Origin of the sequence: Burkholderia sp. 9775_39, from assembly GCF_015712225.1 — a bacterium.
GTDB classification, from domain to species: domain Bacteria; phylum Pseudomonadota; class Gammaproteobacteria; order Burkholderiales; family Burkholderiaceae; genus Burkholderia; species Burkholderia cenocepacia.
In genome coordinates this window covers 88,695-105,044 of the sequence record NZ_JACCQC010000009.1, presented here as the reverse complement: position 1 = coordinate 105,044, position 16,350 = coordinate 88,695, and the positions used below count along the sequence as shown (strand labels likewise).

Below are 16,350 nucleotides of genomic sequence, written 5' to 3'. Positions count from 1 at the left end.
TCGACGTTCCGGCAGCCCGCGCGGTTCGACGACAACACGATTGCGCGCGCAGGTCACAGAAACAGCAGCGCCGGATTCAGCGCCGTTTCGTCGCACGGCCGCGCACGCCAACCCAGCGCCACCGGAACCGAATAAAGCCGCCGCGCGCCGAAACGCGGCCAGAAATGGCACAGCCCGGGCGCGATCACCTGCACCACGGACAAGCCGATGTCGGGCCGCGTCTTGTCGACGACGAGCACGTCCATCCCGGCCGCCGCGATCCGCCCGACACAATGCGCGATCGCCGCCGGCAACGACGCGATATCGAGCGGCTGCCACGTCGAATGCGTCGTGGCGGGCGTGCCTGGCGCCGGATACAGAAATCCCGTCGACGAAAGCATGTCGCGATCCCACGGATCGGGCGCATCCGCCGCGATATCGAGCAACTGGTTGACCTCGGTCAGCGCGCGCTGCACCGCGATCCTGCCATCAAAATGACAGCCGAAACCGATCGAGAAACGTCCGTCCTGCAGATTTTCCGCGAGCGCGGCCACGGTCGGCACCGTGAGATCGGTGGTGATGTCGAGCGCCCACACACGCCATCCGAACGTCGCGTATTCGTGCACGAGCGCGTCGAAGTACGGATCGGCGAAGCTCGCGAGATCGATGCCGGGGCGTTCGATCCGGTTGTACCACCAGATCGCGACCGCATCGCGCTCGATCAGCTCGAGCATGCCTTGCAGCATCGCCTCGTCGAGGCTCGATCCCGCCGCGCAGCCGTTCGGATTGTGCACGCAGGCGGCAGGCGCCCGCGCACTGTCGGGCGTTTCCGCGTAGCAATAGCTCAGCGGCACGAGACGGCGCCGACCGTCGACGAGCGACCACGCAGGCGTCCAGTCGATCACGTCGCGCGACGTGAAGCGCGGCGGCACCTGCTTGCGGACATCGCGCGTCAATGCGTTGATCGCGTCGCGCGCGTCGAATTGCCGTTCGCTGAATTGCTGAAGCGCGTTCACGTGGATCGGCTCGGCGTCGCAAGCCGGATCGGCGCGCAGGCCGTCGATGCTGCCGGTCACCGTTGCCTCGTCGCCTTGATACACGCTGCTGAAGCGTTCGAGCGCCTCGCACAGCGCACTGGTGCGGGCCTGCTCGTCGGTGCGACCCTTGCCGGAGCAGAGCCTGTCGAACCGGTTGCTGTCCGGTACGGCGGCCGGGCACACGAGAAAGCCCGACGCATAGACCTTGCGCAGGCCCGCGTGCCGCTTCGGCATCGGATGCAGATACGCGATCGCGCCGCTGACCGGCGAGATCAGGTGCGCGTGGCGCGCGAACACCTGCTGCGGATCGGCGGTCCGGTAGCCGCCGTCCGCGCGCGCCAGCGGCGCAGGCGCGGCGAGCCGCGGCGCACGCGCCGCCTGCTCGCGCATCCACAAGGGATGGCCGCAGCACGGGCATTGCGGCCGCCTGACCACGCGGTGCCGTTCGACGGTCAGCGTATCGAGGCGCTGCGCGACGATATGCGTTTGCGAACGCTCCGCGACCGCGCGGTTGACCGCGATCTGCTCGACCGTCGCGGCCACGAGCGCGGCCGCCGCCGCGGCCCCGGCTCGCGAGGCTGCCGGCGGCACGTGCTTCGCGTCGCGGCCATGATGGCGTGCCAGCAGCGCCTCGACCGGCCGGTTGACGCGAATCCAGTAGCGCACGCATTCGACGCACGGCGCGTCGGCAAGCGCGTCGACGCCGCCGGCCAGCAACGGCCCGATCAGCATCTGCACACCGCCGGCCGCGACGACGAGCAGCGCACCGCCGCGCGCCGCCACGCGGGCGGCGCATGCGGCGAGATCGTCGCGGTCGTGCGTATCGACGATCGCGACGGTCAGTTCGGCTTCCTTGGCGATGCCGATACCGGCCATGTCGAGCGCGCGCCGGAGCGGCGCGCCGTCCGCACCGAACGTCTCCACCGCGACCCGCAGTTGCGCGACGCGCGCGCACGCCGCGTCGCCGTCGAGCCCGGCGCGCTCGAAATAGCCGCGCGCCGCATCGTCGCCGTGCGGCGGATCGGCGCGCACGTAGCCGCGCCGCACCAGATGGTCGAGCCGCGCGAGCACGTCCCATTCGCCGAACGTGCCGGCCAGCGACGTCACGATCTCGGCAATCGTCATGCGCGCTCGCAGGCACGCGGCGATCCGCACGAAGATCGCGCCGGACAGCATCGCGCGCTTGAATTCGTCGACGACGAACAGCGTCTCGGGCCCGGCATCGAGCACGAGCAAGTGCGGCTTGAAGCGCAATACGCGCGAAAGATCATCGAGCATGCATCGGGCTCCGTGCGACGGGTCGGACAAACGTCGCGCGGCCCGGGCAACCGCTCCGGGCCGCGTGACGGTGCGCGGGTCGGCCGCGCCCGGTCAACAGCAGGTGAACAGGTAACACGGCCCCGCGTCGCAGTAGGCCGCGAGCGCCACGGCCTCCTCGTCCAGGTGCACCGGCTGCTCCGGTATGCCGACCGTCATCACGTTGCGCGGCAGGTTCCAGCTCCCGCCGCCTTTCCCGTCGCTCGTCCAGCCATGATCGCCGCCCGTCTTCTCGATATCGATGTCGATGATCCACGGGCACTGATAGCCGAAGTATTTCGCGAGCGTATCCAGCGGCCGTTCCAGCAATTCTTCCTTGAACGCCGGGTCGCGCCACGAAAGCGCGATCGCACGCAGATAGACCTTCTGAAACTCCAGCATCGATTCGAGCGTCGGATTCGCGTTGTCCTTTGCCATGTCGGTTTCCCCGGAGTCATTCCATGATGGTGATGTGGTCCGCGTTGTACGCGGCCAGCGCCTGCGCGAACTGCGTCTCGTCGGCCGGCGCGGGCGGCAGGTACAGCGTGAGCCTGTTTTTCTGGCCGGCCGTCCAGTCGCCGTTGACGGTCGGCGTCCATTCCGACGATTTGAGCTGCACCTTCAGGTCGAGCTTGAACGGGAAGTGATAGTCGAACTGCTCGCGCAATGCGTGGACCGGATCGGCCTCGAGCTTGTCGAGAAACGCCGGCGAATGCCACGCGAGGGCGATCGCCCGGATGACGGTCGCGCGGTATTCGAGAAACTGTTCGTACGTCGGTAATCGAAGATCCTTGCTCATCGGTCTGCTCTCCTGAATGACGGGTTTGAACTGCTTACGGCAACGACTGCAACGTCGCTTCGGCGAGCCTGGCGATGCGGCCCATGCCCGCCGTCGTTGCAATTTCGACTGCGCGCCGACATGCGTCCAGCGCGGCCACGCCGCCGCAACGCGGATCGGCCCGGCACAAGTACTCGCCCTGCTTCAGCAATAGTTGTGCTTCGTAATACCGTTCGCCGCTCGATTCGCACCAGGCGAGGCACTGCCCGATCTGCGCGAGCGCCGCGTCATGGTCGCCGCGTTCGGCATCCAGTTCGGCCAGCAGCGACGCGTAGTAGGTCAGCCCGAGCAGGCCGCCCGATTGCCGCTGCGCGTCGAGATGCGCGACGACGCCCGCGCGATCGCGTTGCGTCCACGCGTGAATGATCGCGGCGTAGTGCCCGACCGCGCGCAGCCGGTGCGCGTCCGCGAGGCGGAGAATCGCCTCGGACACCGCTCGCGCCGCGTCGCGATCGCCCGCGAGCTGATGCGTGCGCGCGAGGTACATCATCGTGACGCCGAGCGTCGGCAGATGATCGAGGCAGGTCGCGCGATACACGGCTTCGTGCGCCATCGCGAGCGCCGGCTGAGGATCGTCGTCCATGCACCAGCGCACGCTGGCGAGCGACGCCATCGTCCATGCGCGCGTATCGAGCCCCAGGATGCGCCGGTGCCCCGCGTCGCGTCGCACGTCGTAACCGGCCAGCACCGCGTCGAACGCGGCACGCGCGCGCGCATAGTCGCCGTCGACCCACAGGCTCATGCCGCGCATCGCGTCCGCCGCGACCTGCACGCCCGCCTCGCCGCGCTCGGTCGCGAGCGTGTCGAGCCGCTTGCCGATCCGGCGCACGGTCGCGCGGTCGCCGGCGACGTGGTAGTAGGTCGACAGCGTCCACAACGCGCTGATCTCGAGCTCCGGGTCGTCGAGCGTCTGCGTCTGCCGCAGCAACTGTTCCGCATGCTCGCGTACCTGCGCATCGGCCCAGCCGAAGCGCGCCATCGTCGCGTGCGTCAACGTGGCGCGGATGCGCGCGCGGTCGTGCTCGCGCTGCGCGTGATCGGCGGTGGCGAGCCAATCGAGCACGGCCTGCCCGTAACGGATCGCATCGTCGTATCGCGAACGTTCGAGCGCGCGGCGCGCCGCGTCGATGCCGTGCGCGATCGCGTCCGCGCACGCGCCGGCGCGCGCGAAGTGTCCGGCGACGCCGAACGCATGCGCCCCGGCGCCGCGATCGGCCTGCGCGAGCAGCGCACGGCCGACGCGCGCGTGGTTGCCGCGCCGCACCGCGGGCGGCATCGATTCGTATGCGGCGTCGCGAATCAGCGCATGGCGGAACGCATAGAACACGCGGTCGCGCCGATGTTGCGCATACACGATCCGCTCCTCGAGCAGCAGCCGCAGATGCGCGTCGAGCGTGACCCGATCGTGCGGCGACGCGTCGGCGAGCAATTGCGCATCCACTTCGAGCCCGATGGTCGCGGCGAGCTGCGCAGTGTCGCGCGCGTCGTCGATCCGGTCGAAGGCCAGGCCGAGCATGCCACCGAGGCTGAGCGGCAGCGGATACGGGTCCGTTGCCGCAGGCCCCGCGAGCGGACCGTCCGCGCCGCTCACCGTCAGCTCGCGCGCGACGGCCTCGATGAACAGCGGAATGCCGGCGGTGCGATCGGCGAGCCGGTCGAGCCACACCGGATCGAACGCGCCCGGGCCCAGATGCGCCGACATCAGACGTTGTGCGTCGTCGCGCGGCAGGCGGCGCAGCACCACGCGATCGGTCGCGCCGCGCCAGCGCGCGAGCTTGTCGGGGCGCGACGTGAGCACGATGCACAGTGCCGCTGCGCGCGGCGAGTGCTGCAGATACGCGAGAAACTCCTCGGTCGAGCGATCGAGCCACTGAACGTCCTCGATCACGAGCAACACCGGCGCGCCGTTGCCGAGCGACACGATCAGTTGCTCCAGGACGTCGAACAGCGCGTGCTGCTCGCGCGCGCTCGACCACAGCAGCCCGTTCGCATCGCAGGGCAGCCCGAGCCAGGTCGCGAGCGCGACACGCGCCGCCGCATGGTCGCAATCGAGCGGCGCGATCATCGCGTCGATCGCCGCGAGCGCCGCGCCGGGCGCACGATCGGCGTCGACCTGCCAGTGCGCGGCGATGAACCGCAGGACCGGAAACAACGCGTGGTTCTCGCGTTCGGGCAGGCAGCCGCACTGCGCGAAGGCATGGCCGCGGGTCCGCACGGCCTCGCACAGCTCGTGCACGAGCCGCGACTTGCCGAAGCCCGCATCGCCGATCACCAGCCTCGGCAGCCCGGGCGGCGCCGGCTCGCCGCGCCTCGCGCGACGATGCCGTGCGTGCGTGTCCTGCCACGCGCGCAGCAACGCGTCGAGTTCGCGCGCGCGGCCGACCATGGGCGTGCGCCTGCCGGCATCGAGCGAATCGAACGGCGTATCGGCGTGCCGCTCGCCGAGCAGTTCATGAACCGGCTGCGACACGACACCCGCGCGCGCGAGCCGCAACGCGGTCGGCCGCGAATCGGCATGCCGTTCGAGCACGAGCCGCGCATCGTCGCTGATCAGAATCTGTCCCGGGCCGGCCAGCCGCAACAGCCGCGATGCCGCGGCGGGCGTCGACACGCCCGACATGTGCGACGCCTGCGCGAGCACCTGCCCGACGTGAATCGCGGCGGCCACTTCGACCCGCCAGCCTTCTTCCGCGCCGGCAGCAGCACGGCCGCCGGCGGCCGGCGGCACCGGCAGCCGCGCGCGCTCGGCGACGCGCACCATGTCGAGCGCCGCCCGTACTGCCCGGCGGGCGGGCCGGTCGATGTCGCCTTGCAAGCCGAAATGGAACAGCAGCGTGTCGCCGAGCCGTCCGCCCACATGCGCGCCGTAACCGACGGCGATATCGGCGCACTTCGTCAGCCACTGTTCCTCGTAGCCGTCGAGCACCATCCCGTGCTCGGTTCCGGCATGGCGCCGGCGGCCCTCTCCGGCGATCGTCACGCAGCAGCACAGGGTAGTGATCTGCCGGTACTCGCCCACCTCCGCGATCGTCTCGCCGCGCGGCGCAAGCGGTCGCGAACGCGCGTGCCGGCCGGCGCGCCCGGCGGCGAACTGGCCGACGAGCGCGGCGAAGTTGAGCGCCCGAAACTGCGCCGCGAGCGCCTCGGCCGACGCGGCGCGCTGCCGCGGATTCTTGTTCAGCGCATGCCGCAGCACCGCGCCGAGCGGCAGCGCCGCGATCGACGGCGGGAGCGCCACATCCACCGGGCTCAGTTGCTGATAGAGGATCTCGGCCACGCTTGCGCCTTGCATGACGACCTCGCCCGTCAGGCATTCGATCACGATCAGGCCCCACGCATACAGGTCGCTGGCGGGCGTCGGCGGCTCGTTGCGCAACTGCTCGGGCGCGCAGTAGGGCGGCGAGCCGAGCACCTCGGTCGCGAGCGTCGCGGTCTGGCGCGCGATGTCTTCGGTGCCGGGCAGCAACGCGCCGATGCCGAAATCGAGCAGCTTCGCGTGCGGCCCGTCGTCGGCCAGCGCGATCACGATGTTCTGCGGCTTCAGATCGCGATGCACGATGCCGCGCCGATGGGCGGCCGCGAGGGCGTCGAGCACCTCCGTCATCAGCCGCCCGGTGTCGATGGCCGACAGCGGCCCGTCCGCCGCGAGCCGGTCGCGCACCGTCCGGCCCTCGACCAGTTCGAATACGGCGAACAGCCGCCCGTCGGGCGCCTCGCCCTGGTCCAGCAGCGCCACGATGTTCGGATGCCGCAGCGCCTCGCACAGGCTCGTCTCGCGCCGGAAGCGTGCCCGCCGTCGCATCCGCTCCGGCGCAACCAGCGCGGCGTCGTCGCGCATCAGCTTGAGCGCGACGGCGTGCCCCGTCTCGTCGCAGGTCGCCCGAAACACCACGCCGTTGCCGCCTTCGCCGAGCAGCGCGCCGAGCCGGTAATGCCATTTGCCGGCGAGCGTCGCGAAAGGCGCCGCGCGCTTCGACGGTTCTGGTGCGTCCGGGCGGACGGCGGGGTGAGACGCGGTCGGTAGCACGGCCGGTTCTCCCGCGTTCACGGGCAATGGACGACCGGGCCCGGCACCGCGCGCGGCACGCCGAGACGCGGCCCGACGGCCGGCACCGACTCGCATTCGAGATGCTCGCCGCGCATGATCCGGAACGGCACATCGCCGAAGCGGACGCTGCCGCGCCGACGCTCGACGAGCTGGCTCGCGCCCAACCCCGGCAGCGCTGCGAACTGGCTCCGGGCGCGATGAATCTGCACGTTGACATGGGACGCGTCGATGCCGAGCATGCGCGCGAGCCGGTCGAGTTCGATCCACCCTTGCGTGGCGGCGTCGTAGCCGGCCTGCATGTCGGCCGAGCGCGCGCGGGCAAGCGTGACGAGGCTGTAGTGATGGGCGCGTTCGCCGAGGTCGACCACGCCGCCACGGACATGCAGCAGCATACGCACGTGCTCCTCGTCGCGGCTGACGAAGAATTCGAGCAATTGCGCCGGCGCGGCCGGATCGGCGGGGGCGGCGAGCATCACCGTCGAGCCGTGGCGCGCGAGTGCGAGGCGCCACGCGAAGTCGCCGGTCGACACTTCGTCGCCGTCATGCAGCGCGCGCGGCGGCAACGTGTCGTCGCACAGCCATTCGCCGGCCGGCGAACGAACGATCGTGACCGGCTGCGCGGCAGGCGCCGGCAGGATCTGGCATGGCGCGAGCACGATCGGCGCGGCGGCGCCGCGGATCGGCCACAGCGTATCGGCCGGATCGTCGAGCGACTCGACGCGCCACGGCGCGATGCCGGCCCTGCCGAAGCGGATCACGTCGCCTTGCTGCAGCACCGCATGCTCGCCGTCGCGCAGCGAGACGCCCGATACCGACGTGCCGTTGCTGCTGTGATCGTGGAGCTCCCAGAGCCCGCCGACCCAGCGGATATGGGCGTGGACGCGGGACACCGAGCCGTCCCGGATGACCGTGTCGCAGCGCGCGTCGTCGCGGCCGAACACGTGATACGCGCGGAGCAGGCATGCGTCTCCGGAAGCGTCGTTCTTGAGTATCGCCATGGCCGCCCCGTGTCGGATTCGCCCGGATCGTTCGAGTGACGCATCGACGCTGCCGGGCAAGCGATTGCTTCAATGATCGCGAACAGTGCCGCCCGTTCGCCGCCTCGTTACCTGTTTTTCTGGTCAGCTTCCTGCAAGGGTCGCCCAAGCGTCGCGCGTTATTTCGGCAAATTGAATGGTCGATCGCTTTGTTGTTTTAAAGTCTGGCATCCCGATGAAAATCCTGCCAAATAAAATCGTGCTCCGCAACCGGCATACCTGGATAACGATTTTATATTGCAATGCTTTACCTTTTCGATGAATTTTCGGGTGACGGATAAAGGGTCGAAATTCTTCATCGTGGCTCGCTCTGCCGTGATCCATGCGCCATGGCCGACACGATGACATTGAATGACGGAGTCGGATTAATGACCTTTGCCAACGCGGAATTCTTGTTTGCACGATGGAAAATAAAATAAAACCGTTTCGATTTTTAAAATAGTTTTCTTCGGCGTTTTTATAATCTTCCCTGTTTAACTTATTCATGAATCCCACCGCATCGCGGCGAATGTCTCGCGGGGTAGTCGGCAAACGCAGGTGTATCCGCACGACCATGCATCGGGAGGCGTCGATCGAACGGCCGCGACACCGGATGCGGCATCGCGCCCGCCCGGTCGCCGGGATCGATTCACCCACGACATCGCAGGAACGCCCCCAACGGCCGCCTCGTCGCACGCCCCGCCCCACCATCCCGCCCTCAATAATCCCCTTGACGCTGTATCTTTCGATATATATCTTTAGATATGTTTTACGACATACAGGACACGATCATGCGACACAATCACTTCCGCGGCCATGCCCGATGCGACGGTCATGGTGCGCATGACCACCCCGAGGGATTCGCCGGTCTCTGGTACGCGATCGGTCGCCACCGTCGCGGCCACGATGCATTCGGCGGCGGCCCGTTCGGCGGCCGTGGCGGGCGCGGCTTCGGCGATTTCGGCGACGACGGCATGCCACGCGGCCGCCAGTTCAGCTCCGACGATCTCCAGCTGCTGCTGCTCGCGCTGGTGGCCGAACAGCCCAGCCACGGCTACGAACTGATCAAGGCGCTCGACACACGCTCGAACGGCTTCTACAGCCCGAGCCCCGGCATGGTGTATCCGGCGCTCACCTATCTCGAGGAAGTCGGCTTCGTCGCGTCGCAAGCGGAAGGCAACCGCAAGCGCTATGCGCTGACCGACGCAGGCCGCGCGCATCTCGACGCCCAGCGCGAACGCGTCGACACGCTGTTCGCGCGCCTCACGCACCTCGCCCGCAAGATGGAGTTCATGCGGCGCGCGTTCGCCGGGGAATCGGCGGGCAACGAAGCGCAGGACGAATCGCAAGCCGGCTGGCTGCCGGAATTCGTCGAGGCGCGTCTCGCGCTCAAGCGCGCGCTGCTGCACAAGAGCGCCGCCGACGCCGACGAACAACGCCGCATCGCGGCCATCATGCGCCGCGCGACGGCCGAAATCGAAGGCGGCGCCGGCGCGTGATCCGCGCCGTCCCGTCACCACCCAAGGAGAACGGATCGATGCAGAACACATCCGAGCGCACCGTCACCCGCGTGCGCCACACCCTCAAGTTCCGCCTGCTGCAAGTGCTGCGCGTGCATCCCGTGACGCCGCATCTGCTGCGCGTCACGCTCGGCGGCCCCGATCTCGCGGATTTCGAATCCGCGTCGTTCGACGATCACGTGAAGGTATTTTTCCCGCCGCCGGGCGCGGAACGCCCCGCGCTGCCGACGCTCGGCGCGAACGGCCCCGAGTTTCCGGCCGGCGAACCGAAGCCGGTCGCGCGCGACTTCACGCCGCGCCGCTTCGACCGCGCCGCCCGCGAACTCGATCTGGAATTCGTGCTGAACCATCCGGGCCCGGCATCGCAGTGGGCCGCGCAGGCACGCGTCGGCCAATGGCTCGGCATCGGCGGCCCGCGCGGTTCGTTCGTCGTCCCGACCGGTTTCGACTGGCATCTGCTGATCGGCGACGATACGGCGCTGCCGGCCGTCGCGCGGCGTCTCTCGGAATTGCCGGCCGGCGCGCGCGCGGCGGTCGTGCTGGAAGTCGCGGATCGCACCGCGCAGATCTCGTTCGATACGCGCGCCGACGTGCATGAAATCTGGCGCTTTCGCGCCGAAGCCGACGCGGCGGACGGCGACGCGCTGCTGAATACCGTGCGCGACCTGCCGCTGCCGTCGTCCGGCGACGGCTACGTGTGGGCGGCCGGCGAAGCGCTGTCGATGCGCGCGGTGCGCCAGCACCTGACCGGCGAGCGCGGCGTCGACAAGTCGCGCATCCGCGCGGCGGCCTACTGGAAGCGCGGCGCGGCGGCCGTGCACGAAACGCTGGAAGACTGAGCGGGGCGGATACCGCTCGACCGGCGGCTGAAACAATCGTGGCGTCGGCGCAGCAGCGGGCTTGGCACCGGCATCGCGGCGGGTATATATGTATGTCTGCGACGCCGCTGTCGGGCGACAGCCGCCGCAGCCCGCCCAGGAGCGCCCGGTCATGACAAAAGAAAGCCACGCTTCGCCTTTCCTTCGCCACCTGAAGATCGCCGGTTATTGCGGCCTCGCCGCGGTCGTCCTCGCGCTGTTCGTCGCGATGTGCGCGATCCTGAAGGAAAGCGCCCTCGACCGCGATGCCGCGCGGCATCCGGCCGATACGCCTGAACTGCACGATGCGGGCGGCAGCCCGTCCGCCTCGGCCGAATCGGCCCGCACATCCGGCTCGTCCGGCTGACGGCGTTCCGCCGCTTCCTTCTGCTTACGGCGCCTGCCGGCGCCCCATCACGACCGCATGCACCGAATCGCCGAGCCGTTCGAGCAGCGCGGTCACGCGTTGCCCGTACAGGTGCGCGGCCAGCGCGCCCACCGTGCCGACCAGCACCCCGCCCGCCATGTCGAACGGCCAGTGCACGCCCGCATAGACGCGCCCCCATGCGATCGCCACGGCCATCGCGGCCATCACGAAACCGGTGACCCGCGTCGTGCCACCGAGCAGCAGGCCGACCGCCATGCTCCACGCGAACGTCATGTGATCGCTCGGAAACGAACTGTCCGGCGCGTGCGGAATCAGCTGCGTGCCGACGCCGGCCATGAACGGGCGCGGCGAGAACCAGACATGCCCGAGCATCTGCGCGAGCACGAGCGCCACGCAGACGCCGACGCCGGCTTCGATCGCCTGGTGCCGCGCGGGGCGTGCGCCGAAGATCCAGGTCAGCAGCAGCATCGCGGGCAGCGCATAGACGAGCCAGTCGGCGGCGAAGATCGCGAGGCGGGCAACGCCCGGGTGCGGTGCACCGCCGGCGTTGATGGCGGAAAAGAGGGCGAGATTGAGGTTCTGCATGAATCCGGTTGCGTGGGGCGTCAAGGATCGGCCGGTTGCCCGGCCGGAGTCGAACGATGCTAGAGCGTCGCCGCTTAAGCGGTGCTTAATGCGGCAGCCGCCCGGACAAGGCCCGCGCGGCGAACGCACTTAGAGCCTGCACTGCAACACAAGTTCACACAATTGTCATATTCCCGCGCGACCGTTTCCCGTAAAGGCTCACCCTCTCTCCCGTAAAGACTCACCCTTTTCACACGATGGCGTCATCGATGCGTGCGACCATGGCCCGGCCGGCACGCCGTCCAGGCCGTTTGTCTCATTCATCTCAATATTTACGCCGCAAATTATTCGAAATCGGCAACAATTAATTCCAGATGCGGCATCGCACAACGGCAACGCACAGGCATACGATTACGTCCACTCATCCACGAAGCGATCAACAACAAGGAGTCCGCATGAAACCCAGCGATGTCCGATCGAAAGCGTTTGCGATGCCGTTGACCAGCCCTGCGTTCCCGATGGGCCCGTACCGTTTCGTCGATCGTGAGTTTCTGATCATCACGTACCGCACCGATCCGGACCGCCTCCGTGAAATCGTCCCCGAGCCGCTGCAGGTCACCGAGCCGCTCGTCCACTACGAATTCATTCGCATGGCCGATTCGACCGGCTTCGGCGATTACACCGAAAGCGGCCAGGTGATCCCGGTCGAATACAACGGTCAGGCGGGCGGCTATACGCTCGCGATGTATCTCGACGATCATCCGCCGATCGCCGGCGGCCGCGAGCTATGGGGCTTCCCGAAGAAGCTCGCGTCGCCCACGCTGCACGTGAACACCGATCACATCCTGGGCACGCTCGACTACGGCAAGGTGCGCGTCGCGACCGGCACGATGGGCTACAAGCACAAGGAACTCGACATCGACGAGCAGACGAAGCGGCTCGCCGGCCCCAATTTCCTGCTGAAGATCATCCCGCACGTCGACGGCACCGCGCGCGTCTGCGAACTGGTGCGCTATTACATGCAGGACATCAAGATGAAGGGCGCATGGACGGGCCCCGCATCGCTGGAGCTGGCGCCGCACGCGCTCGCGCCGGTGGCCGATCTGCCGGTGCTCGAGATCGTCGAGGCGCGCCACCTCGTCGCGGATTTGACGCTGGGCCTCGGCGAAGTCGTCTACGATTACCTGGCTCAGTAACACGTCCGCAGTCCTTTCTCCCTGTCAATCCTTTCACCACGGGAATTCGAACATGAGCAACCTGAATGGCAAGACCGCAGTCGTCACGGGCGCCGCGAGCGGCATCGGCAAGGAAATCGCACTGGAGCTCGCCAAGGCAGGCGCGGCCGTCGCGATCGCCGACCTGAACCAGGACGGCGCGAACGCGGTCGCCGACGAGATCAACAAGGCAGGCGGCAAGGCGATCGGCGTCGCGATGGACGTGACCAACGAGGAGGCCGTGAACACCGGCATCGACAAGGTGGCCGAAGCGTTCGGCTCGGTCGACATCCTCGTGTCGAATGCGGGCATCCAGATCGTCAACCCGATCGAGAACTACTCGTTCGCCGACTGGAAGAAGATGCAGGCGATCCACGTGGACGGCGCGTTCCTGACGACGAAGGCCGCGCTCAAGCATATGTACAAGGACGATCGCGGCGGCGTCGTGATCTACATGGGTTCGGTGCACTCGCACGAAGCGTCGCCGCTGAAGTCGGCGTACGTGACGGCCAAGCACGGTCTGCTCGGCCTGGCGCGCGTGCTGGCGAAGGAAGGCGCGAAACACAACGTGCGCTCGCACGTCGTGTGTCCGGGCTTCGTGCGCACGCCGCTGGTCGACAAGCAGATTCCGGAGCAGGCGAAGGAGCTCGGCATCAGCGAAGAGGAAGTGATCAAGAAGGTGATGCTCGGCAACACGGTCGACGGCGTGTTCACGACGGTGCAGGACGTCGCGCAGACGGTGCTGTTCCTGTCGGCGTTCCCGAGCGCCGCGCTCACGGGCCAGTCGTTCATCGTCAGCCACGGCTGGTTCATGCAATGAAGCCGCACGCCCGCACCGAAAAGCAGGCCGTGGATGCGGCGGACCTGCACCACGAAGCCGGCGCGCCGGCGGCCGCACGGTCGCTGCCGTACGAAACGATCGCGCTCGTCCTGCAGGGCGGCGGCGCGCTCGGCGCGTACCAGGCCGGCGTGTTCGAAGGGCTGCACGAGGCGGGCATTCCGCTCGACTGGATCGCGGGCATCTCGATCGGCGCGCTCAACACCGCGCTGATCGCCGGCAATGCGCCCGAGCATCGCGTCGAGCGCTTGCGCGAATTCTGGGAAACGATCTGCCAGCCGGCGTTCTTTCCGACGATTCCGGCCGCGTTCGAATTCGCGCTGTTCAACAGCATCGACCAGGTCCGCACGTTCTTCACCGCGTCGCAGGCCGCCAGCGCGATGATGCAGGGCCAGCAGGGCTTCTTCGTGCCGCGCTTTCCGCCGCCGCTGCCGGGCGTGTCCGACCATCCTGAAAAAATCAGCTGGTACGACACGTCGGCGCTGCGCGCGACGCTGCTGAAACTGTGCGATTTCGACCGGATCAATTCGGGCGAGACGCGCGTGTCGGTCGGCGCGGTCAACGTCGGCACCGGCAACTTCGTGTACTTCGACAACTCGCGCATCCGTCTCGCGCCCGAGCATTTCATGGCGTCCGGTGCGCTGCCGCCCGCGTTCCCGCCCGTCGAGATCGACGGCGAGTATTACTGGGACGGCGGTGTCGTGTCGAACACGCCGCTGATGGAAGTGCTCCGCGCCCGGCCGCGCCGCGACACGCTCGCGTTCCAGGTCGATCTGTGGAGCGCGCGCGGGCCGCTGCCGCGCACGATGGCCGACGTCGCCGAGCGCACGAAGGACGTGCAGTACTCGAGCCGCACGCGTTTCGTCACCGACACGCTGCAGCGCGAACAGCGCTACCGCAACGTGCTGCGCCACGTGCTCGAACAGGTGCCGGAAGAGCAGCGCAAGAACGACCCGTGGTGCGTCGAGGCCGAAGCGATGTCGAGCGGGAAGAAGTACAACATCCAGCATCTGATCTATCAGCAGAAGGCGTACGAGCATCACTACAAGGACTATCAGTTCGGTCTGTCGACGATGCGCGACCACTGGTCCGCGGGTCTCGACGACATCCGCAAGACGCTCGCGGTGAAGGACGGCCTCGCGCTGCCCGTCAACGACGCGGGCTTCGTCACGCACGACATTCACCGCCGCCGGTAATGCCGTGTGCAACGGGCCGGCATGCTGCATGCGCCGGCCCGTCCTCCTTTCCGATTCGACATGCCGATTTTCATTGCGCTATTCGCGCTCATCGCCCTCGGATGGGGCGCCGTTCACCTGTTTCACGTCATCGCCGCGCAGTTCGGCCAGCCGGTCGCGATCGCGGCCGCCGTGCTGGCCGCCGCGCTCCTGGTCGTGCTGATCGCGTGGTGGCTCAAGCGTCGCCGCGACATCGCACCGAACACGAAGGAAGAAGGCTGGACGCACGTCGTGCATCGCGCGTGGGGCGAGTTGCGCGTGTCCGCGACGCAAGGGCTGCTGTGGCTGTCGCATGACGGCGCGGACGGCCGCTATACGCTGTCGCAGCTCGACGGCTGCGAGGCCGCGCCGATCGACGGCCGCTGGCATCTCGTCGTGCGCGTGCGCGACGCCGTGCGCGGCGAATGGAAGCTGCCGATGATGGACAAGCGCGATGCGCAGCGCTGGGCGCGCGTGCTCACGCTGGCGAAGGACAACCGGCTCTGAATCTGAACGCGCATGCGGGCCGCATGGCTCGCACGGGCCGATCGCACAATGATCGGCTATCGCGCACCGAGCGCCCACAGCGCGTCGAGCACGTGCTGCGTCGCCCGTTCGACCGGGCCGGCACGATGGGCAATCCCCAGCTCGCGCCACAACGCCGGCCGTAGCGGCCGCATGACGATGCGCGCATCCGGCAGCGGGGCACCCGCCTCGTGCGGCAGCAGCGTCGCGCCGTACCCCGCGGCGACCAGGCTCTTGATCGCATCGTTGTAGTTCAGTTCGATCCGCGGCTCGGGCCGATGGCCGCCCAGTGCGAACCATTCGGTCGTAAGCCGCGACAGGCGCGTCGTCGCATCGTTGAGGATCAGCGGCCGCGCGGCCAGATACGCCGGCGTCACACGGGCCGGAAGCGGCCAGTCCGCAGGCAGGAAAGCCATCACCGGATCGCGGCGCCACGGCCGGATCGACAGCCCCGCGACCGGCGCCTGCGGCAGCGCAACCAGCCCGACATCGAGCGTGCCTTGTGCAATGCGCGCCAGCGTGTCCTGCGACGTGAGCACCGCGATCTGCACGTCGATATCCGGATGCTGCGCGCGCAATCCGGCCACCGCCTGCGGCAACAGATGCGCGATCGCGCCGGTCGATGCGCCGAGCCGGACGCGCCCGCTCAACCCCTGCACCTGTCGCTGCACGTCGTCCAGCGTGGCTTCGACCTCGGCCAGCAGGCGCCGCGCCCGCTCCACCAGCACTTCGCCGATCACCGACGGGCGCACGTTGCCGCGTGTGCGCGACAGCAGCGGCGCGCCGACGCGGCTTTCCAGCTCGGCGACATGCAGACTGACGGTCGGCGGGGCGAGATGAAGCCATTGCGCCGCCGCCACGAAGGACCCCTGGTCCGCGATCGCGACCAGCGTACGCAGGCGGTCCAGACTGATCTCGCGCATCGCATCCCTCTCGTTCAGGAAAGCTGAATCATACGATCAGCAAATTCAACTTTTCCTATTCTAGGCGTTCGGTGGACGATACGGTTTCCCCCG

Annotated in this window: 15 protein-coding genes; 7 read left to right on the top strand and 8 right to left on the bottom strand. The window is 68.3% G+C overall.

The features are described from left to right. Positions 1–53 precede the first annotated feature (53 nt). The 6 genes from H0X90_RS14630 to H0X90_RS14605 form a co-directional block, all read right to left on the bottom strand. Positions 54–2,294 carry a TOMM precursor leader peptide-binding protein gene (locus H0X90_RS14630; protein WP_077189845.1) on the bottom strand — a complete coding sequence of 747 codons (2,241 nt, stop codon included), beginning with the start codon at positions 2,292–2,294 and terminating at the stop codon, positions 54–56. A 93-nt stretch (positions 2,295–2,387) separates the two neighbouring features. Then, positions 2,388–2,750, bottom strand: coding sequence for a BMA_0021/BMA_0022 family TOMM bacteriocin (locus H0X90_RS14625; protein WP_058902467.1), 363 nt, complete (start codon positions 2,748–2,750; stop codon positions 2,388–2,390). Positions 2,751–2,766: 16 nt separating this feature from the next. Then, a complete protein-coding gene (locus H0X90_RS14620; RefSeq protein ID WP_006488524.1) occupies positions 2,767–3,111 on the bottom strand; it encodes a BMA_0021/BMA_0022 family TOMM bacteriocin in 345 nt (114 codons plus the stop codon). A gap of 34 nt (positions 3,112–3,145) precedes the next feature. Further along, a complete protein-coding gene (locus H0X90_RS14615; RefSeq protein WP_077189911.1) occupies positions 3,146–7,198 on the bottom strand; it encodes a TOMM system kinase/cyclase fusion protein in 4,053 nt (1,350 codons plus the stop codon). Then, positions 7,195–8,196, bottom strand: coding sequence for an FHA domain-containing protein (locus H0X90_RS14610; protein ID WP_034178667.1), 1,002 nt, complete (start codon positions 8,194–8,196; stop codon positions 7,195–7,197). Before H0X90_RS14610 ends, H0X90_RS14615 begins: the two co-directional genes overlap by 4 nt. A 123-nt stretch (positions 8,197–8,319) precedes the next feature. Next, on the bottom strand, positions 8,320–8,721 hold the full coding sequence (locus tag H0X90_RS14605; protein ID WP_125346531.1) for a hypothetical protein: 402 nt from the start codon (positions 8,719–8,721) through the stop codon (positions 8,320–8,322). A gap of 284 nt (positions 8,722–9,005) precedes the next feature. Here H0X90_RS14605 and H0X90_RS14600 point away from each other — a divergent pair, with 284 nt between their 5' ends. From H0X90_RS14600 to H0X90_RS14590, 3 genes are all read left to right on the top strand, one after another. Next, on the top strand, positions 9,006–9,713 hold the full coding sequence (locus H0X90_RS14600; protein WP_012492994.1) for a PadR family transcriptional regulator: 708 nt from the start codon (positions 9,006–9,008) through the stop codon (positions 9,711–9,713). Positions 9,714–9,751: 38 nt separating this feature from the next. Next, on the top strand, positions 9,752–10,573 hold the full coding sequence (locus H0X90_RS14595; protein WP_077189846.1) for a siderophore-interacting protein: 822 nt from the start codon (positions 9,752–9,754) through the stop codon (positions 10,571–10,573). A gap of 151 nt (positions 10,574–10,724) precedes the next feature. After that, positions 10,725–10,958, top strand: a complete 234-nt coding sequence (locus H0X90_RS14590; RefSeq protein WP_006485180.1) for a hypothetical protein — start codon at positions 10,725–10,727, stop codon at positions 10,956–10,958. A gap of 24 nt (positions 10,959–10,982) precedes the next feature. On the opposite strand, the gene H0X90_RS14585 is transcribed toward H0X90_RS14590, so the two are convergent. Beyond that, positions 10,983–11,564 (bottom strand): undecaprenyl-diphosphatase, encoded by a 582-nt coding sequence (locus tag H0X90_RS14585; RefSeq protein ID WP_006485151.1) that lies wholly within the window; start codon positions 11,562–11,564, stop codon positions 10,983–10,985. Between the two features lie 434 nt (positions 11,565–11,998). On the opposite strand from H0X90_RS14585, the gene H0X90_RS14580 reads away from it, so the two are divergent. The 4 genes from H0X90_RS14580 to H0X90_RS14565 are packed head-to-tail and all read left to right on the top strand — an operon-like array spanning position 11,999 to position 15,316. Further along, a complete protein-coding gene (locus tag H0X90_RS14580; RefSeq protein ID WP_006485181.1) occupies positions 11,999–12,739 on the top strand; it encodes an acetoacetate decarboxylase in 741 nt (246 codons plus the stop codon). A gap of 52 nt (positions 12,740–12,791) precedes the next feature. Further along, positions 12,792–13,577: a 3-hydroxybutyrate dehydrogenase gene (locus tag H0X90_RS14575; RefSeq protein ID WP_006485158.1), complete on the top strand. Its 786-nt coding sequence runs from the start codon at positions 12,792–12,794 to the stop codon at positions 13,575–13,577. Beyond that, entirely contained in the window at positions 13,574–14,791 is a 1,218-nt protein-coding gene (locus H0X90_RS14570) for a patatin-like phospholipase family protein (protein ID WP_006496219.1), read from the top strand. The genes H0X90_RS14575 and H0X90_RS14570 overlap by 4 nt, the downstream gene beginning before the upstream one ends. Positions 14,792–14,851: 60 nt before the next feature. After that, on the top strand, positions 14,852–15,316 hold the full coding sequence (locus H0X90_RS14565; protein WP_077189847.1) for a hypothetical protein: 465 nt from the start codon (positions 14,852–14,854) through the stop codon (positions 15,314–15,316). 56 nt (positions 15,317–15,372) lie between these two features. Here the strand turns inward: H0X90_RS14565 and H0X90_RS14560 are convergent, their stop codons facing one another. Further along, a complete protein-coding gene (locus H0X90_RS14560; protein WP_006485167.1) occupies positions 15,373–16,257 on the bottom strand; it encodes a LysR family transcriptional regulator in 885 nt (294 codons plus the stop codon). Positions 16,258–16,350 lie beyond the last annotated feature (93 nt).